Raw genomic sequence first — 19,293 nt, 5'->3', positions numbered from 1 at the left:
TTACCCAAACTTAACGTTAACGCAAACGTCAAATATAAGTGTTTAAAAAATTCATATCTTTTTAGCATGTAAAAGATACATATTGGTTATTTAGAGGAGACTATTCAATATACTTTGAAGCTTATGTTGAGGAGTTCATAGCGCTTTATCTTGTACGATTCTTTTCTTTTTTCAACTTTAGCCCCCTTTTGTATCAGCTATTAAGTATGTTCCCTTTGTATGCGTGAAGTTAATTGCTAGTTGCACTCTCCATGTGAATAACAAAAGTCTTAAGAGTTATATTAATAAAAACGCTAAGATAATATAGAGCTTCTCTTCTTGCTATAGGATCTATTAATGACCATGGAGGAAAATATGAATAAAGTCTTTTTTATTTTTATGATTATTGGTGTACCTCTTTCAATTATTGGCAGCATTTTTAATTGGAATTATATTTTCATGTTCTTTATTTATTGTGTGACATTAATTAGTTTGGCTAATTACATCAGACGTTCTACTGAAAGCCTTAGCGTTGTAGTAGGTCCAACAGCAGGGGGATTACTGAATGCTACATTTGGCAACGCTGCAGAAATTATTATTTCGTTTTTTGCATTAAGTAAAGGACTAAATACAATCGTCATTTCCTCCATTACTGGAGCAGTTCTTGTTAATCTTCTTTTTGCTAGTGGAATATCCATGATCGTTGGAGGTATTCGATTTAAAAAGCAAAAATTTAGTGTGTTTAAAACACGACATAATACCTCCCTCTTAATGTTTGCTATTATCGTAACTTTTGTATTGCCATTTATCTTTGCAAAACGCTTGGATGATAAAGATATGCAGGTTCTATCCACTTCTTTTGCTATTGTGATGTTGACCATTTACCTGCTTGCTCTTCTTTTTAAACTTGTCACACATAAAGGGATTTTTACTGGAAACGCAGAAGAAAATGGAGAGGAACCAGAATGGGGAAAAAAGAAAGCAATCGTTGTGCTTGGACTGGCCACAATTGTACTAGCTTATATTAGTGAAAAACTTGTTGGCACCATTGAGCCAGTAGGTGATGCCTTAGGCTGGAGTCACGTTTTTATTGGAATTATTGTTGTGGCCATAGTGGGAAGTGCTGCAGAGTACGTGTCAGCAATTGCCATGGCCTATAATAACAGAATGGACGTAATGGTGGAGATCTCCATCGGTTCAACCGTCCAAACGGCCATGTTTGTTGCTCCTATACTTGTTCTGTTCTCATACTTGTATGATTTCTTGCCTCTTGTATTTAATACAGCAGAAATGATTGCGATGATCCTTGCCGCTCTCATGACGGTGACCGTTGTGAACGACGGTGATTCCAACTGGTTCGAAGGTGTTTTACTTGTTGGTACCTACATTGCGATAGGCTTTAGTTTTTACCTTTTATAGAATTTTTTCAAGAAAAAGATGAAAATTTCAGCTTACATAAAGACAAAGCTTAATCATCTTTTTAAATCTTGACGAATAATATATACACAAAAATTTGCTTTTCTTTTGCATGGTTTTCAACTTTAAACACAATTAAAGTATTGCTGTATTGATAATATATAATCGTATATGAACAAGAAAAACGAGCTCTTATCTGCTAAGAGCTCGTTTTTTATATTTATTTTATCTACCTTACATATAACCGTTTCAAATAAACAAAAGACACCAGTAAACCTAAAATGTATGTACATATTTTGAAGCGAATGACATATTAATAGCTCAAGAGACAGTGTTTACTAATAAAAGTTAGAGGAGATGAGAGTGAGAATGGATAATTTTAATTCACAATCATCCACTGATCATCCAAACCCGCAAGTATGGAATTTTGTTTCGGCTCCTAATTTACATCCCATGAAGGTTACCATTAATACTAATAAGCCTGGAACAGCTCCCGGCCTATTATTTGTTGCACCCTATACGGTATATGGAGCAGCGATGATTGGACAGACCGGCGCACTAATTATGGATCAGACGGGTAATCCAGTGTGGTTTAGACCGCTTGCTAGTAGGTATATCCAAAATACAGACTTTCGAGTACAAATATACTGCGGGAACCCTGTTCTTACGATGTGGCAAGGGACAATTTCAGGAACTCAAACTTCAGACCCTAACCTTCCAGTAGGTGAACCTGAGCCTGGTGCTTATTTTCAAATTATCAATCAGCATTATGAGGTCATTAAAAAGTTATTTGCTAAAAAAGGGTTTACCTCTGATTTGCACGAGTTTACAATTACCAAACGGAATACGGCTTTGTTTACAGCCGTAAAACAAATACCCGCAGATTTATCTAAGTATGGAGGGCCATTACATGGGTATTTTAGTAATTACTCTATTCAAGAAGTAGACATTGAGACGGGAGAGCTTCTTTTCTTTTGGGATGTACTTAAACATATTAATCCATCTGATTCGATGGTACCTGCTTCATCCGCAACAAGCTCTAATAATATATGGGATTGTTACCACGTAAATTCAGTCGAAGAAGGTCCAAACAATACACTTTTAGTGAGCATGCGTAGTATGTGGGCTATTTATAATATTGACAAAGAAACGGGAAAGGTGATTTGGCAACTTGGTGGAAAGCAAAGTGATTTTAGGCTTGGACCGAACGCCAAATTTTCTTGGCAGCATGATGCACGCTACAGGTCCGAAAACAGGATAAGCTTGTTTGACAATGCCTGCTGTGCTTCTCCTGATTCTCCACCTCAAGGGCAAGCGCGTGGTTTAATTCTTCACTTAGATTATAAACACAAGGTTGCAAATGTAGATCGAACATATTATCATGCTCCCGCTTTATATGTTCCAAGTCAAGGAAATGCGCAAAAGCTTTCCAATGGAAATCAACTCATTGGGTGGGGACAAGAACCGTACCTTTCGGAATTTAGGAACGCTGGCAATACGCGGAGAAACCCTTCATTTAATTTGTTATATGATATGCAGTATCCAAATCAGAATCTTTCGTATCGAGCCTTTAAAAATAAGTGGATAGGTCTACCACTTTATCCACCTAGCATAACTGTAGACTTATTGCACGACGGTGAAGCTACAGTTTACGCATCATGGAATGGTTCAACAGAAACAGTCGCTTGGCAGGTACTGGCGGGACCAACACCTTTTAAATTAGCAGTAGTGGTATTTAGTACCCCTCGTACTGGATTTGAAACAGATATTCATGCTGAGGCAGGGGGTCCCTATTTTCAAGTGAAAGCATTAGATTCATGCGGGAACGTCATTGGTACATCACCAACTACTTACGTGAAAATAAGACGAAATAGACGGAAGTAAGCATTAATAATCCTCTATTAGATTTTTAAAAATGTTCGTATAGTGCCCCTACTCTGAAGAACTGAGGGAATACTTGATATAGATGAGTATGGGGTACTTTTTCTCTCGAATTACTTAACTTTTAAAACAATATCTTCTGATTTGTCATTCCATTTAACAGTTAAAATCAAATGTTTAGATTTCATTACACCTTCACTAGCGTCAACCTTTACTTTCTCTTTAAAATTCCCTTCTTCATTTAACCTTGCGTCTCTCACTGCAATTCCATTTTGATTATTTGAAGGGTCTAAATTAATTCCAAAATCCCCTATGTTTTCTACCTTACCACCTAGATAATTTAAGTTAATTTGAGCTGTTTCTTTACTATTTTCAACGGGATATAACGTAATAGTAGCTGACCAGCTTTGAGTTTCACCTGAAAACTCTAAAGGATCCTCAGCTTTACTTTGACATCCAACTAATGAAACAAAAAAGAAAAGACTAAATAAAGCAATACAAAACTTTCTCATCCTCGTCCTCCATGTAAACAGCATAATGTCATTTTTACTAACTTATATTGTATTAAACTATATATTTTTAGTTAACGTAGCGTAGAATATTATCTAGTAAAGAACATATGTAAGATCTTTTTTAAAAACTGTTCGTAGATTTTGAAAGATGCGCTAAATGCGGAACGTTTCTTTTCACTTTCCATTATAATTTTATCCCCTTTTATCCTCAGGCATATTCTATACAAAACAAATTGCCGTTAGTTTAAACAATGAAAGGTCTCCCAGAAATAATTCTGAGAGACTAGTAAAAAAATTAACCTGTGAAAAAACTTACAACACCTATCAGCACAAAAAATATGAGAATTGCAGATAGAATGAGTACAACTGTAAAGATAGGTTTATACTTTGCTCTATTTTCTTGATTACTTATCTTATTATGTAAATCATCTAATTTTCTTTCAATTTCATCTAGACGTTTTTCAGTGTTAATATCCATCACCTCCTACCTTTTATACGAATTACTTCTCTAAAATTTTCCTAATTACTGTATTTTAAAGAATATATATGTAAAAACCATTATGGATTGTATTTATAGTTAGTTATCAGAATCGTTTTTATCAGTAGTGCAGATATCAAAACTATAAAAGCTCATTTAAGCTATAAAAATACTTAAATACAGTTATAATAGATAATACATAGATGATAAGGTGAGATGTATAAATGACTGATTTTTTATCTGATTTTTTATCAAGCTTAGGTCCTATTGTTGATACTCCTTGGCCTTTAAATACTCGAAAAATTAACAAACATATTTTGTTGCTAAAACAGCAGCACTGGTTCAAAAACGTTTATGATAACAAGGAATACTATGCACTACTTTTTGGGAATAGACGAGTGCGATCTTATCTACACAGTAGCTTCCGTGTCTTTAGAATGATTCGTAACGAGAAGGTGCAAAAGAAGTTCATTATGCTATTGAATAAAGAATTAAAAAAATAGTTCTTTTCAGAACAATCAAAAGTGAAATGGACTCACTTGTTTGATAACAAACGAAATAATAAACGAAACAGCAATTGTTGCCGCTAGCTGCTTTGGAGTTTTGTAAAAGACTACGCATAAAACAGCATACATAATGAATTCTTCAATATAGTTTAAATGTATATAAAATATTCCAACCGCTAAAGAAAGACTTAACAATAACCCCATAGGCAACGCTGGTAATATCCAAGCTAGACGTAAATTATTTTTAGCGATCCATACAATAGCTGCTAGAAACGGAGACGCTAGTGCGATACTTCCCCACAGTAAAAAATAACTGGTTGGAAAAAATCCAAATAAAAAAGCTGAATATATATAATAGCCTGTTAGCATTCCTATAAAGAACACGAATGTATTAAGAGCCGCACTAATTTGGGTTTTACTATACGCGGCTATAAGAGTAGCAATCAGTACCCAAATACCTGTCCTCGAACACAAATATCCAAAATATGGTATGATGTTCATCCACCAACTTCCATCAACACCTGCAACAGTATCTAAATATTTGGCTGCTATCCCCAAAGCTGTACCGAAGACTAAATATATAATAGAAAATGCAAGTTTGTTTGTAGACTTAACTATTCCAATAGTAAACTCCCCCTAACCAAAGCAAACCTATTAAATTGTTTTAACTCTTTCGTCCAAAAGCTTTTGTATCAATATTTTTGTCATCTAGAAAATTCTCTATTTTTTTCTGTTCCCTTCCATTTACACCTTCATTTTTATTCATAATTGACTCAATTTCTGTTTCAGAAAAATCTCCTTCGCTCATACGCTCAACCATGTCATCGATTGCTTGATCCAGTTCATCCAAAATTTGATTGGAACCCGTAATAAAGCGGCTAATTCTCTCTGACTCTTTTTTATATCCTTCTGGTAGAGTATTGTGCGAGATATAGGTGGAAAAGTTACGATCATTTTCTCTGACCAGATCGTTTAGTTGTTCGAGTTTTTTCGCTTCAGCTTTAGTTAGCTGTTGATCAGAATCCATAATTTCTTCAAATTGGTCACTGATATTGGATAAATCTTCGCTAGTATCTAAGTATGTCTTTATACTTTTTTTCATTTCCTTTTCATCAATTACAGCATTATTTTTCGATGAACTAAATATGGAAGTTGGTAATACAATTTTTCCACTAGCTTCTTTTGTACTTTCCTGATAAGAACAAGCGCCTAATAAAAAAATAATTATTAAGCTAAAACAAAGTTTTTTCAATTCAAACGCTCCCTTTAACAATGTATTTGTTCCATTAATTTACATAGAAAATTTTAACATTAAAATCCTCTTAGGACTATACATCTAGAGGCGTATATTGGAAAAGTCCCCTCACCTAATTGAATATAGCAAAAAATGTTAAGAACAAAGATTTGTTTGCTGTTATAGTGAACGTAAGGTAGGTGAATGTAAATGAATTATGTAACTTGTATACAGAGAACGCTAGATTACATTGAGGAGAATTTGGAGACACAAATTACTTTAGAAAAGTTAGCAGAAATTGCTTGTTTTTCTCCTTTTCATTATCACCGTGTCTTCCAAGCCATGGTTGGAGAATCAGTGATGGATTATGTGAGAAAACGAAGACTTACACGCGCAGCAGAACGCTTATTTTTCACAGATGAAAAAGTGATTGATATCGCCCTTGATGTTGGTTTCCACTATCAAGAGTCCTTTAACAGAGCGTTCAAAAAATTTTATGATGTTTCACCGAAACAATACCGTAACGCAAGAAGAATATCTGGACCGCTACGGGGAAAAGCCTACCTAACTACCACACTTTTGTCAGGAGGAAATAAAATGGAACCAAAACTAGTCACTAAACCTGCTTTTTATGTCATTGGATATGAGCTAAAAACGAAGAACGAGGGTGGCCAGAATAATAAAGACATTCCTGAATTTTGGCAACAGTACATGCAAAATAGATTGGGATCTAAAATTCCCAATCCCATAAACGAAAACACGGAGCTTGGTATTTGCACTGATTTTAATCCTGAAACGGGTGCGTTTGTTTATGTAATTGGCATGGAGGTAGAGAAAGACACTCCAGCGCCTGAAGAAACAGTTTATAGAAGCTTCCCTGAGCTAGAATATGCGGTATTTACTACGCCAAAATCAAATGAAGAATCCTTTACTTCTTCCATTCAGTCCACATGGAATTATGTTTTCACAGAATGGTTTCCAGAATCAGGTTATGAGCACTACGGATCAATGGAGTTTGAACTGTATGATAAGAGATGCTATGGTTCAGAAAACAAAGAGATCGACATCTACATTCCTGTGAAAAAACAGACCGTTAAGGCATAAAAGAGAAAAGCATTGCAAGTAGAAATTCACTTATAATGTTGAACATATTCCTATACAAAAGCCCAATCTCTAAGCAATTAAATTTAAGAGCGGGCTTTTATTCTTTTGCATTGGGAATTTTAGAATCAGCCAATTTGAATATTCCCTTCATTTTTAGTTATCATAATGTACGATATCGGTAATAAAAACATCAGATATACAGAGAAATACGATGTGCTTTTCTCTCCAATTACTTAATTCTTAAAACAATATCTTCTGATCTGTCACTGGATATTCTGTCACTGGATATAAGGTAATACTAGCTAACCCGCTTTGATCTTCTTCTAAAAACTCTAAAGAATCCTCGGCTTTATTTTGACATTCAACTAATGCGACAAAAAAGAAAACAAAATTAGATACATTTACTATCATTTTATTTTATGTATTTTCCTCACGTGCATATTTTTTACATTTTATAGGAATGATAACGTTACTCGTTGTATAACCAATATTCACTCATATAAAAGGTGGTAAAACGTGCGACAAAGATATCTTCTGAAAAGCTCTAATAAAGAAAAGACAACAGATTGTTCAGCAACTCCCTTATATGATGATGTAAATAAAAATATAGAGAGACTATTGAACGAATTAGGAAATAGCTCCGATGTATTGGTTCGAATGGTTGAGTCTCCGTATCAAAACACGTTAAAAGCAGCCGTTATTCACCTTGACGGATTAGCAGATGAAAACATTATAAATGAGAATATCATGACTCCTCTTATTCAGTGGCTTAAGGAAAGTAATCAAGTAGTAACCGCCAAAGAGATAGAAGCACAAATACCCCAGATGTTAACTGTATCTCAATTGACTATAAAAGAGAATTGGCATGAATTTATGTCAGCCGTTTTAACTGGTGATACAGTCATACTACTGAATGGAAGTTCTAGAATTTTCATTGGCAATACAAAAAAACTTCAGTCCCGCGCAGTAACAGAACCAACCAGCCAAACTGTTGTTAGAGGACCTAAAGATAGTTTTACAGAGAATTTAAGGACTAATACCTCCTTGATAAGAGCTAGAATTCAGGATTCTAATTTACGCTTAGACAGCATGAAAATTGGAAGCGTAACCCAAACAGATATAGGGATCATGTATATTCAAGGGAATGCAGATGAACGTATTGTAGAGGAAGTCAAAGAACGTTTAAAAGAGATTAAGGTAGATGGGGTCCTCGAGTCGAACTATATTGAGGAATTTATCCGGGATGATAGGACGACTATTTTTCCACTTCTATTAAATACGGAACGACCTGATGCCGTTGTAGGAAATTTATTAGAAGGTCGAATTGCTATTATTGTACAAGGAACACCTTTTGTATTAATCGCACCTGCTATTTTTTCTCAATTTTTTCAGTCTCCCGAAGATTATTATCAAAATTATTATATTGCTTCCTTTTTAAGGATACTAAGATTTGGTTCTTTTTTTCTGTCTATGTATGCGTCTGCTATCTATTTAGCATTGATTACGCATCATCAGGGACTTATTCCAAACACATTAATGGTCAGCTTAATGGCGCAAAGAGAAAGAGTTCCTTTTCCAGCAATTGTAGAAATGGTAGTGATGGAGTTAGCTTTTGAGATGCTGCGAGAAGCAGGAATCCGAATGCCTAGAGCAATCGGACCAGCAGTCTCAATCGTAGGAGCGCTGATTTTAGGACAAGCAGCTGTAGAAGCAGGTTTTGTATCGGCGGCTGTTGTGATCATTGTTGCTATTTCTGCCATCAGCAATTTTACACTGCCATCTACTAGCATTGTCAATGCGGCCCGTGGTTTTCGGTTTATCTTGATTCTAATTTCAGCATTTATTGGCTTATATGGAATTTTGCTTATGACCTTATGTATATGGCTTCATATAAGTAGTCTAAGATCTTTCGGTATCCCCTACTTTTCACCTTTTGCTCCCTTTGATTTTAAAAAGCAAAAGGATACTTTAGTTCGATTCTCTTTACCATCTCTGTTGAAAAAACATCAAAATAAATAGACGTCGTATAAAGATGAATGAGGATAGAAAATGAAAACTTATCTTTCGCTTTTATGGATCGCTGCCATTTGTTTATGCGTTTCAGGATGTTCGAATTACCGAGAATTAAACCAAATAGGAGTTATTATAGGATTGGGAATTGATAAGAATGAAAATTTGGAACAACCTTATAAAGTAACCTATCAGGTCATTAACCCAAGTGGTTTGTCACAAGGCAGTTCGTCGGGAGGACAAGGTCTTCCTGTCATTAACTATACAGTAACGGCCAAAACGTTAGTGGAAGCATTAAAAAAAGCCTCTGTCGTCATCCCAAGAGAACATATTACTTCTCATCTTTCGCTTATCGTTGTAGGTGAAAAGTTAGCAAGAAATGACCTTAGCTCATTATTTGATGCCTTGGATCGAGGCAAGCAAGCTCGTACAAGTATTCCAGTTTTTATTGCACGTGATGGAACTGCTGAGAAATTGCTTGGTGTGATTGAACCTTTCGAGGTTACTCCAGTCAAAAGTATCCTAAGTACAACCCAGAACAATCAAAAAATGTACGGAATAGTTAGTAATGTACAAGCATATGAAGTTATTTCTATGCTTTTGAGTGAGGGAAAAGACCTATCTCTTCCTGGAATCACCATTAACAAACCCTCTCAGAAGTCAGAAGAAGCAGGCAATTTAGAGAATACCAGCCCAAGCGCTATGCAGGTAAAAGGATTAGCTATGTTTAGAAAAGGGAAATTAGTTCGATGGCTGGATGGGGATGAGGCTCGATCTGTTCAACTTGCTACGTCTAAAGTGAAGAGCACGGCCCTTGTTTTCCCTTGTAATATAAATGCGAATATCACAGTTACGACGACCGGAATAAAAAGTCAAATAAAGACAAAAATCCGCCATGGACAACCTTTTATTCATACAGATTTGAATGTGATGGGAGAAATTACGGAAACATCATGCCAGAAAGATTTAAGCAACCCTAAGGTATTAAAAGAGTTGGAAAAAGAAGTCCAAAATGAACTGCAAAAGGAAATTACAAAGACTATTACCATCGCACAAAAAGAAAAGGCAGATATATTTGGCTTTGGTGATAGCTTATCTCGAACCAACCCTAGTTATTGGCGTCAGCATAAACAGAATTGGGAGAATCTATTTTCAAGTGCGAAGGTATCGATGAATGTGAACGTCAGTATTGTAAATACCGGAATGCGTACAAATCCTTATGAGGTAAATTAGATGAGGAGCTGAAAAAGCGTTGACTAAAATAAAAATCGATGGGTTTCAATTATTTTGTATGATGTTTATCTTTATATTAGGCAGTACGTTACTTTTAGATATAGGAAAGGCTGCTAGGCAAGATGCATGGATAGTCCCCCTTTTGGCTACTTTTTTTGGGTGTGTACTGTATTTAGTCTATATCTCCTTATATAAGAGATACCCTAATATGCCTTTGACTGGCTATCTCATTAAAATCTGGGGTAAATACGTAGGCGGTGCTATTAGCTTTTGCTATATTATATATTTTGTTTATATTGCTTCTAGAGTACTACGTGATTTTGAAGAATTACTAATTAGTTCTTCTTACTATGTTACATCGATTATTACGCTGGGTATATGTATGACCTTTGTGTTAATTTATAGTATTCACTTAGGAATAGAAGCATTCGCACGAGTTACATGCTTATGTTTTGTTGTTATTTTACTGACTCTTTTTATATTAAATGTTTTGTATGTAGTAGGAGGCTATATCAAGGTGGAAAACCTTCAACCCGTATTAGCAAATGGATGGGAAAACATAGGGAAAGAGTTACTCCCTCTTGGTATTACTGTGCCTTTCGGGGAATTGATTACCTTTACTATGATTCTTCCTTATTTGAATAAAAAAAGTCAGGCTGCAGCAATTGGGTTATCCGCCATTATAACGGGAGGAATTGTCTTAACCATTAATTCGATTATTCTTTTGTGTGTACTCGGACCAGAGACTGTTTTAAGATCCTCTTTCCCAGCTCTTACAGCTGTGAGTTACATTAACATAGCTAGTTTTATTCAAAGGCTGGATACCTTTATTCTTATTCTCATGGTCATTTTAGGTTTTGTTAAAATAACCATCTATTTCTTTTGTGCAGTGATTGGCGCGGCTGATTTGTTTCGAATGAAATCTTCTGTTACAAACATTTATTTAATTGGCGGTGTTATTTTTTTCTCCTCACTGATGATTGCTCCTAGTTACCAAGCTCATATAAATGAAGGACTCAAAATTGTTCCTTATTTATTGCACCTCCCTTTTCATATAGCAATTCCCATCTTATTGCTGATTACAGCATATATAAAACAAAAAATAAAGCCTGCCCTTTCATGACAAGGGAGGCTATTGTTTTTTTAAAACAGGAAAAATGCTAACAGTAAGGAATATTAAAGCAAATAAAATAACCAAAAAATAATCTTCCCCACGAGCAATTACAAAATATTGTTTTAGGTTATAAAACGATTGAAACATATAGTTTCCCTGGAAAATGTCGATGAATACAATAAGAACATAAGCTCCCAGCAAAATGCATAAGGATGGAATTATTTTAGCCATTATATCAGCCTCACCTTTTTCTTTTAAATTGCGGTAAATAATATAAAAATATACAAGGCGTCCATGAGATTTAATACTATTTATTAAATGATGAAAAATAATTGATTTTCTGCAAAGCAATCTGTTATAAAAATTTGACGCAACAAGAATTGTGGACATTGATATTTAAAGAGCTTTGTTCAGCCTAACTCACACTTCTATTTTTATAAATTCTCAAGAAATAGTACAATCCAAGTAGAAGTAATTCTACATTTGTATAAATATAAAAGATAGATCCATACCAAAAGTTCTTTTGAGCCAGTGAATCAAAAAAAGAATGCAAAAAGTGGTATAGCGAACAAAGACTCCAGAAAATATTTTCTTCTCTAGAATAAATCTCATACCTGTCTTTAGTATTTCTGCAAGGTTTCTTACATTTATCCACAGTCAACATGAGACCTCTTTCCATAGCACATTTAAAAAAGCTAGCCTTTCATATAATAAGAAAAAGAGTTGCCGTAGCAACCCTGTTCCATCAAGGAGGATCTGTTTTATTCTTTGTTATTTACAGAATAAACCTCAATAGGTTTATTCCACTTAAAGATCTCTTTCTCAAAATGTAGCCCAACCCTTGTGGCCACTCTTTTTGATGCTTCATTATTTTTATCTATTGTAGAAATTAATCGATTGTAACCTAGTTGATTAAATCCATAATCTTTACAGGCAGCCGCTGCCTCTGTCGCTAAACCTTTCCCCCAATGTTTACGTACAAACAGATACCCAATCTCGATTTCTAATTCGCCTTCAATTTCCTGGGGAATCAATCCACATTGACCTACGAACTCATTAGTTTCTCTTAGCTCCGCAATCCATAGACCAATACCATGCTCTTTATAATTTTTGCTTGTCCACCTAATCCAACTACGTGTTTCTTCTAGATCCTTTGTTGAAGGATAATATCGCATAGCCTCTGAATCAGAGAAAATTTGCAATAGATTATCTGAGTCCTCTTCTGTCATCAACCTTAAAAGCATTCTTTCTGTTTCAAGTACTTTCATTTTTTCATCTCTTTCCTTTTATCTGCCTTTATATTTTTAACTTTTCTATATCGTTTGCAAAATCTCCTTTGAAACACAGGAGCCTCCTCCAACAGCGATCTTTTTAGTTACCGCAATTTATAAAAACAGAATGAATCTCTTTCATCTTATAACGTGACCTAGATTCAGTGAGTATAAAATACATAAGGGATGTTTAAGGTGTTTGATGTATATAGCCTGAGAGGTTCTCTTTTAGACATAAAAAAGAATCCTCCATAAAAAGAGGATTCAACAGGGTAAGTAAGAAAAAGAAATATACATGCATGTTCCTGGGGGGTCTACGCTTGTATAATCAACTTATACCCGCTATTCACTGATTAAAACAGCTAAAAACATTTTATGAAAAAATTGATAGTTAACCTATTAAATTAGCCCTATAGATTCTCGAACTACTCCCCCACGGATGATAACCATCGCCTATATATGAAAATTCATACTTTTCATAGTATCCAACGTGGTCGGTGCATAAATAAAGATTATCAAATCCGGCATTTTTCGTATCTTCTTTCAGCTTTAAAAGAAGTTGCTCACCTAAGGATTTACCTCGATAACTTTCTTCAATGTAAAGAGAACACACCCAGGGCCATAAATCCATTCGACTTATAAAATCGTTGGTGATAAGCCCTGCGCAGCCGATAATTCCTCCTTCATCTTCTAACAAGTACCAGACTGGAAGACAACTATTTGTGTTTAAGCTATGTATAATACAGTCTTCATAAAGCCTTAAATTCTCTTTACTCGCCCACTTACGCTGAATATATTCAATAGCTTTGTCTTTGTACTCTACCTGTTCTCTAATATTAATAATTCGCATGACCAGTGCTCCTCTATTAAAATTAAATCCATTCTTTCCTATGTTCACGAATAAATTTAATATCATTTTGATAATGTTCAAGATGCCCTTCGTCTATCATTTTTTGAAACGCAATGTCACCTTCTCTAGCTTTTCTTATAATGGTTTTACATAATCCTTCCACCCGCAGTAATACCATTTCCAAGTAATCTTCTTCTGCTTCTTCACCATAAGAATCAAAAAATAATTTCACTCTTTGTTTTATATGTTGGGCATGCTGTGATGAATTATAATAAATTTTCTCACCTGTTTCAGAAAGATAAAATCTACTTAAAGGGACGCACGTGTAAAGAGTATAAGCTATGTCCCAAAGCCTTGGCCCAGGTGCAGCAACATCAAAATCAATAATTCCTATTGGTCTCTCATCATTAAAAATAATGTTGTATATAGCAAAATCATTATGACATAGTACCTCAAATGGTTTAGGCGTGTTATCTATTGATTTCCAGCTATCATCAAATGAAAAATCACTCGCTGAATCATGATAAAGACGAAGCATTTTCCCTATTTCTATCAAAACATCATCGGACCACATATATTGCTTTAAAGGATAATTACCAGCTTCACCTTCAATAAATGACAAGACCTCTCTCCCTTTTTCGTCAATACCTAAAAATTTTGGTGCATAACTAAACCCTTTGTTTTCTAAATGCTTTAATAGTCTATGAATTTTATGACTACCTGATTTTAATTCTCGTCGTACAGTATTTCCCGAACGATAAACGTTAGAGACATTCCCTCCTGTTAGTACTTCTTCTTCCTCAAAGCCTGACATATACATATTCCCCCTGAATATACCCGATTTGTCGTCAATAAGTGAAAGTGATAAAGCATTCACCATAATGAGATACCTTATTTTACTATTGATTTAGAAAAGCCCGTACTTTTCCCTTCATAGCCCATTAATGTTACTTTACATTATAAAAAAAGAATCTTCATTTGAAGATCCTTTCAGCTACTTGTTCCATATAAAAATCCGCTAAAAGATTGAAAGACCGCTACTATGTTAAATCACCAAAAGCCACCGTCTGAGTGGATAATTTGTCCGGTAATCCATTCCGCTTCTTCACTTGCTAAAAAGATAATTAATTTGGCGGCATCTCGAGGCTCACCGAGTCGACCCATTGGGAACTTCGGCAGTAAATCTTCCTTTAACTCACTGCTCATCCAGCCAGTGTTAGTTGGTCCAGGATCTACAGCATTAACAGTAATTTTAAGAGGTGCTAATTCAATAGCAACTGATTTAGTAAATGTAGAAACGGCACCTTTGGTGGCAACATAAGCCAAATTTCCAGGCTCAGGTGACTTATCTTGACCTGATACCATATTAATAATTCGACCGCCATGTTTGCCTTCGATTAGACGTGCAAACTCAACAGTTAAAAGACATGTCCCTCTAACATTCACGTCATAATGAGCGTCGAGAACATCAGCATCTATAGAACGAAAATCCACGTCCACAGAATGTGTTGCATTATTTACAAGGATTGATGGAGAACCCAGTTTGGTTTGAACTGTATCAAGCAGCTTTATTGGTGCATCGGGCTGTGATAAATCCAATGCCATCGATTCACATCGTACTCCCAGACTGCGAATCTCCTCCATAAGATGCTTCGACCAATTAGCATCATCTTCATTAAAATAAGTCATCGAATGATCATACTTTGACCAATGGGTAAAAAAGATATCTGCCCCTTCTCTAGCTAACTCCCGACATATTTCAGTACCAATACCCTGCGCTCGACTAGCACCAGTAACAATCGCAACTTTATTTATTAACCGCTTCATAAAGCATCTCCTCATGGGAACGATGAATTCATATGCTTACCAGTAGCACACGAATTCAGCAATCCTGTATATGTATATTAATCTATCAAGTTGTAATGAATGAAAAAGGTAATCAAAGTTTAAATGGTATTACATTGTCTATATTCCGCACTCATAAACAGAAAATGAGACGCCTTCTCCGTAGCCATCTTTTACTTCATGAACAGTAAGGTTGTTAAATCCATTAGAGTAAAGGATACTTTCAAATTCTTCTGAACTATAAAGTCGAAGAGGAAAATCCATGATCTCCACCTTTTGTGTCTGATTTCCTTGAAGTAGTTCATATTTTATCTTAGTATTCAAAGAGCTCGTTCTTCTATCGTAGAAGCTTTTTTTGTAAACGACGATGATTTCTTTATTAAAAGATACTCTATTTGTTTCAGTCCAATCTACTAGTTCTTCAATTTTACTTTTTTTCTTTATAATCGTTAAAAGTATTTTTCCGCCGTCTTTTAAAACTGCTTTCATATTTTGAAGACTCTTAGTGACAATATCATCAGCTAACAGCGAAAAAGAGCCAAAAGGTATTATAATAAGATCATACTTTTTACTATTTTGAAAATTCTCGATATCTTGGTACCATACATTTGGTTTAATGCTTATTCTTTCAGCCTTTTCTACACATGCTTCAAGCATTTCTTTAGAAATATCGAACCCTTCAATATCAATTCCGTTTTGCATAAATGGAATAAGCATTCTACCGCTCCCGCACATCGGTTCTAATACTTTCATATTTTGGTCTTTTACAAAGGAAAGATAAAACTCCAGCTCTTCTCTCTTTGCAACGGATTTATCAACTTCGTATAACCTTGTGCAAAGCTCTCCATAGTAATCATTCATTCTCGTTTTCACCTCACATGATTAGTCTTCCATACGTGCATTCAACTTTCCTGCTCTATTCTAGTCAATATAGAACTTATTACAGATAGTAAACTCTCGGTCTCTAACAGTTTATGCTCGTCCTCTTCCCTTAGTTTTGGTTATATTTCACTCTTTGGTAAAGAGATAGGCAAAATAATCGATTCCCTAAATAAAATTCAAAAAGGAAATAACCTCATTTTAGAGAACTGAATAAAGAGCTGCTTTTCATTTCTCTAACACTTAAGAGGAGGTACACAAATGAATGAACAAATACTAAAAATAGATAACGTAGAGATTTGCACAGAAAGCTTTGGAAACCCCGAAAATCCTGCTGTACTTTTAATAATGGGAGCAATGTCCTCGTTAGATTGGTGGGATGAAGACTTCTGTCTTCGTCTTGCTGATAGGGAGAGATTTGTTATTCGTTACGACCATCGTGATTTAGGCCGCTCTACCACTTATCCACCCGGAACTTCTAACTATACAATAACGGATATGGCTGACGATGCAATTGGCGTTTTAGATGCTTACTCTATCGAAAAAGCTCATATTGTTGGAATGTCTTTGGGCGGGATGATAGGACAGATTCTTGCTCTTAGATATCCCGAACGCATAGACTCTCTTACTTTAATTGCATCAAGCGTTTTTGGAACGGAGGCGGAAAAATTGCCTCCAATGGATCAGCGCATACTTGATTATCATACAAAAAGCACTTCCATAGACTGGTCAAAACATGAGGAAACCGTTCCCTATCTTGCAGGTGGATGGAAAACGTTAAGTGGAACAAAACCTTATGAAGAGGAAAGGATGTATAAGCTAGCAAAAAGAGAAGCTGCCCGGGCCAAACAGCTGCCGAGTAGATTTAACCATGCTTTGCTTCAAGGAGGAGGCCAATATTATGACAGGTCGAGTGAAATTAGTATACCTACACTGATCATTCATGGAACAGAAGATCCGGCACTCCCATACGAACATGGACTTGCTCTTGCAAAAGCTATTGCTCATGCTAAATTAATAGCTCTTGAGGGTACAGGACATGAAGTCCATAGTGAAGACTGGGAACTAATTATCAAATCAATTGTAAGGATTAGCTCTTAAAAGCAAAACACGAGAAATGAAGACTTCAAAGCGCTTTTTCAAGAAAGCTTTGGGGTCTTTTCATGTTTCAAAGTTCCTTCCTTCTACTGACAGTAGACAAAACATCCCCTACAGCAAAGGTTATTCTGTACAAAAGTACCTACATCTTTTCAAAACATCATATTTACGATACACTGATAATTCGTGAAAAATCCACATAAGGGTATTATAGTAATAAAATGGAGGTTTTTATGAAATATTTTAAGGTGCTTTTTTGTTTAATCTTATTACTCCTTGTAGGCATAGCCGGCTGTTCTTCAAAAGAAGAAGTCACAAGTATTAACACTGTTGATGTACAAAAGCTTAAAGAGCATAGCGGAACTTATGTCGGAGATAATTCTAAAGTTTTAGCTATCGTAAGAGCATTGCCTGGAGGAGAAACGTTTAAAGAAATCGATTTACATAATAAAACACCAAAAATAATTTATGGTACTAAAGAGGGCTCTTTATCTGAAGATGAAACGTTAAAATATTGGTTTGACGGTAAGAATACGCTAGAGAAAAACTTTCTTTATAATGCTATTTATTTAACGATACTAATACCTAATGCTGAAGGGTACAGTTTTAAAATAGATGATCAGAAATTCTCAGTATCTAGAGAAGAAATGAAACAATTCATTTCTAAAAACATTCAAACTTTACCAGATAGCAATGAGTTATTTGATAAAGAAAAAGCACAGCAATTTATAAATAATAAAGAAAAGATTAATAAAGCAGTTAAATCGGCAGCTATTCGACAACAATTCTTTAAGAAAGTTCCTATCGTAAAAGAATAAGAGGTTGAGACATAACGAAATGAATCCAATCTAAAGATGAACAACTAGTATACATGAGCTGAACTGCTTGTGACACCGCAGTTGATTTCCGTGCAAGACTTCGCTTTCCGCGGGCGGCCGCTGAGCCTCCTCGTTGCGTACGCTCCTGCGGGGTCTCACCTGTTCCGCTTTTCCCGCAGGAGTCTTCGTCTTGCCCTCCAATCAACTGCTAGAAAGACCTACACACATCAAACCTACGTTTACCCTAACAAAAAAAACGAACCACGAATCAAACATCTTGATCAATGGTTCGTTTCTCACTTCGTCTAAAATAATTTTGTCTCCGCCTCTCTATTTGCCTTTGTGCCTAGCTTTCGCCTTTAGTTTCTTCATCAAATACTTTTGTTCCTTTAGTTCTTCACGGTATTGCTTAGCTTTCTTTTTTCTACTTTTTTTCTTTTCTTCGTACTCTTGCTTCATAGCCTCTTGAGCTTTAGTTGAAATACCAATTTTATTTATTTCTTTTGCTACTTGGCGCTGTAAACGTTTTGGATTTACTTTTTTATTAGATTTTCTTTTTACATCAAGACCTGCATGAACCGATTGATTGATCACCTCTAGCAATCTGTCATAAATAAAGTCTAATATTTCTGTATCTTTTGGTTCTGTTCCAAATACATAACGAAATGCTTTTAACTTACCGCCTTCTACAACTTCAATAATTCCTACCCAAAACTGACCATCATGGTAAATCGTTAGTGACATAACGATTCCCTCCTCTAAACATACTATGAAAGGATGGACATCCCGAGGAGGGGAAGGTTACTGACATTAATACATATCAATGCATCCGGACTACCAACCGAATTGTGTTTTTACATCCCACATACAAATTTTAACATGAAAATATTTATTATAACTACCATCTTCTATTTTTCACCAAAATTCATTGCAAAAAATACAAAGCTCGCCATAATAAATATTGGGATTACTGCAAAAGAGATTAAACTAAAATATTTCATCAACCCCTCTTCTAGTTTTCCAAAAGCTATTATTCCACATGAGAATCCTATCAAATAAACAGTA

General features: G+C 35.3%; 20 protein-coding genes. 9 read left to right on the top strand and 11 right to left on the bottom strand.

Translation table 11 applies throughout. The annotated features are described in order from the left end of the window. Nucleotides 1-354 precede the first annotated feature (354 nt). Nucleotides 355-1,398: a calcium/proton exchanger gene (cax, locus tag ACO1DI_RS14105; protein ID WP_014460700.1), complete on the top strand. Its 1,044-nt coding sequence runs from the start codon at nucleotides 355-357 to the stop codon at nucleotides 1,396-1,398. A gap of 366 nt (nucleotides 1,399-1,764) precedes the next feature. Continuing rightward, entirely contained in the window at nucleotides 1,765-3,279 is a 1,515-nt protein-coding gene (locus ACO1DI_RS14100; RefSeq protein WP_014460701.1) for an arylsulfotransferase family protein, read from the top strand. A gap of 110 nt (nucleotides 3,280-3,389) precedes the next feature. On the opposite strand, the gene ACO1DI_RS14095 is transcribed toward ACO1DI_RS14100, so the two are convergent. Both ACO1DI_RS14095 and ACO1DI_RS14090 read right to left on the bottom strand, forming a co-directional pair. Beyond that, nucleotides 3,390-3,788, bottom strand: coding sequence for a hypothetical protein (locus tag ACO1DI_RS14095; RefSeq protein ID WP_209368774.1), 399 nt, complete (start codon nucleotides 3,786-3,788; stop codon nucleotides 3,390-3,392). A gap of 295 nt (nucleotides 3,789-4,083) precedes the next feature. Then, entirely contained in the window at nucleotides 4,084-4,266 is a 183-nt protein-coding gene (locus ACO1DI_RS14090; protein WP_014460704.1) for a hypothetical protein, read from the bottom strand. 224 nt (nucleotides 4,267-4,490) lie between these two features. Here ACO1DI_RS14090 and ACO1DI_RS14085 point away from each other — a divergent pair, with 224 nt between their 5' ends. Then, on the top strand, nucleotides 4,491-4,769 hold the full coding sequence (locus ACO1DI_RS14085; protein WP_423145397.1) for a hypothetical protein: 279 nt from the start codon (nucleotides 4,491-4,493) through the stop codon (nucleotides 4,767-4,769). A gap of 15 nt (nucleotides 4,770-4,784) precedes the next feature. On the opposite strand, the gene ACO1DI_RS14080 is transcribed toward ACO1DI_RS14085, so the two are convergent. Beyond that, nucleotides 4,785-5,330: a hypothetical protein gene (locus ACO1DI_RS14080; protein WP_423145396.1), complete on the bottom strand. Its 546-nt coding sequence runs from the start codon at nucleotides 5,328-5,330 to the stop codon at nucleotides 4,785-4,787. A gap of 106 nt (nucleotides 5,331-5,436) precedes the next feature. Further along, nucleotides 5,437-6,024, bottom strand: a complete 588-nt coding sequence (locus ACO1DI_RS14075; RefSeq protein WP_115653526.1) for an NDxxF motif lipoprotein — start codon at nucleotides 6,022-6,024, stop codon at nucleotides 5,437-5,439. A 192-nt stretch (nucleotides 6,025-6,216) separates the two neighbouring features. On the opposite strand from ACO1DI_RS14075, the gene ACO1DI_RS14070 reads away from it, so the two are divergent. The 4 genes from ACO1DI_RS14070 (at nucleotide 6,217) to ACO1DI_RS14055 (ending at nucleotide 11,476) form a co-directional block, all read left to right on the top strand. Continuing rightward, on the top strand, nucleotides 6,217-7,110 hold the full coding sequence (locus ACO1DI_RS14070) for an AraC family transcriptional regulator (protein ID WP_221779626.1): 894 nt from the start codon (nucleotides 6,217-6,219) through the stop codon (nucleotides 7,108-7,110). 516 nt (nucleotides 7,111-7,626) lie between these two features. After that, complete coding sequence (locus tag ACO1DI_RS14065) at nucleotides 7,627-9,129, top strand: spore germination protein (RefSeq protein ID WP_098999979.1); 1,503 nt, start codon at nucleotides 7,627-7,629, stop codon at nucleotides 9,127-9,129. 30 nt (nucleotides 9,130-9,159) lie between these two features. Continuing rightward, nucleotides 9,160-10,353: a Ger(x)C family spore germination protein gene (locus tag ACO1DI_RS14060; protein ID WP_243557084.1), complete on the top strand. Its 1,194-nt coding sequence runs from the start codon at nucleotides 9,160-9,162 to the stop codon at nucleotides 10,351-10,353. A gap of 19 nt (nucleotides 10,354-10,372) precedes the next feature. Beyond that, nucleotides 10,373-11,476, top strand: coding sequence for a GerAB/ArcD/ProY family transporter (locus ACO1DI_RS14055; protein WP_028413868.1), 1,104 nt, complete (start codon nucleotides 10,373-10,375; stop codon nucleotides 11,474-11,476). 752 nt (nucleotides 11,477-12,228) lie between these two features. Here ACO1DI_RS14055 and ACO1DI_RS14050 read toward each other — a convergent pair. From ACO1DI_RS14050 to ACO1DI_RS14030, 5 genes are all read right to left on the bottom strand, one after another. Further along, entirely contained in the window at nucleotides 12,229-12,735 is a 507-nt protein-coding gene (locus ACO1DI_RS14050) for a GNAT family N-acetyltransferase (protein ID WP_014460715.1), read from the bottom strand. A gap of 394 nt (nucleotides 12,736-13,129) precedes the next feature. Continuing rightward, entirely contained in the window at nucleotides 13,130-13,588 is a 459-nt protein-coding gene (locus tag ACO1DI_RS14045) for a GNAT family N-acetyltransferase (protein ID WP_028413870.1), read from the bottom strand. Nucleotides 13,589-13,610: 22 nt separating this feature from the next. Further along, the gene (locus ACO1DI_RS14040) at nucleotides 13,611-14,402 is read right to left on the bottom strand and encodes a phosphotransferase enzyme family protein (RefSeq protein WP_243549066.1); all 792 of its coding nucleotides are present in this window, start codon (nucleotides 14,400-14,402) and stop codon (nucleotides 13,611-13,613) included. A 236-nt stretch (nucleotides 14,403-14,638) separates the two neighbouring features. Then, nucleotides 14,639-15,415 (bottom strand): SDR family oxidoreductase, encoded by a 777-nt coding sequence (locus ACO1DI_RS14035; RefSeq protein WP_014460718.1) that lies wholly within the window; start codon nucleotides 15,413-15,415, stop codon nucleotides 14,639-14,641. 138 nt (nucleotides 15,416-15,553) lie between these two features. Next, nucleotides 15,554-16,294, bottom strand: a complete 741-nt coding sequence (locus tag ACO1DI_RS14030; protein WP_423145395.1) for a class I SAM-dependent methyltransferase — start codon at nucleotides 16,292-16,294, stop codon at nucleotides 15,554-15,556. A 279-nt stretch (nucleotides 16,295-16,573) separates the two neighbouring features. On the opposite strand from ACO1DI_RS14030, the gene ACO1DI_RS14025 reads away from it, so the two are divergent. Next, entirely contained in the window at nucleotides 16,574-17,413 is an 840-nt protein-coding gene (locus tag ACO1DI_RS14025; protein WP_209368769.1) for an alpha/beta fold hydrolase, read from the top strand. Between the two features lie 230 nt (nucleotides 17,414-17,643). Beyond that, the gene (locus tag ACO1DI_RS14020; RefSeq protein WP_423145393.1) at nucleotides 17,644-18,228 is read left to right on the top strand and encodes a DUF4825 domain-containing protein; all 585 of its coding nucleotides are present in this window, start codon (nucleotides 17,644-17,646) and stop codon (nucleotides 18,226-18,228) included. Here the strand turns inward: ACO1DI_RS14020 and ACO1DI_RS14015 are convergent. Further along, nucleotides 18,212-18,433 (bottom strand): hypothetical protein, encoded by a 222-nt coding sequence (locus ACO1DI_RS14015; RefSeq protein WP_116737027.1) that lies wholly within the window; start codon nucleotides 18,431-18,433, stop codon nucleotides 18,212-18,214. The two genes, ACO1DI_RS14020 and ACO1DI_RS14015, sit on opposite strands and share 17 nt — an antisense overlap. Before the next feature lie 125 nt (nucleotides 18,434-18,558). Next, nucleotides 18,559-18,972, bottom strand: coding sequence for a YjdF family protein (locus ACO1DI_RS14010; protein ID WP_140450591.1), 414 nt, complete (start codon nucleotides 18,970-18,972; stop codon nucleotides 18,559-18,561). Nucleotides 18,973-19,293 lie beyond the last annotated feature (321 nt).

Origin of the sequence: Priestia sp. 40, from assembly GCF_049368575.1 — a bacterium.
Taxonomy (GTDB): Bacteria; Bacillota; Bacilli; order Bacillales; family Bacillaceae_H; genus Priestia; species Priestia zanthoxyli.
This window is presented reverse-complemented; position numbering and strand designations above follow the sequence as displayed.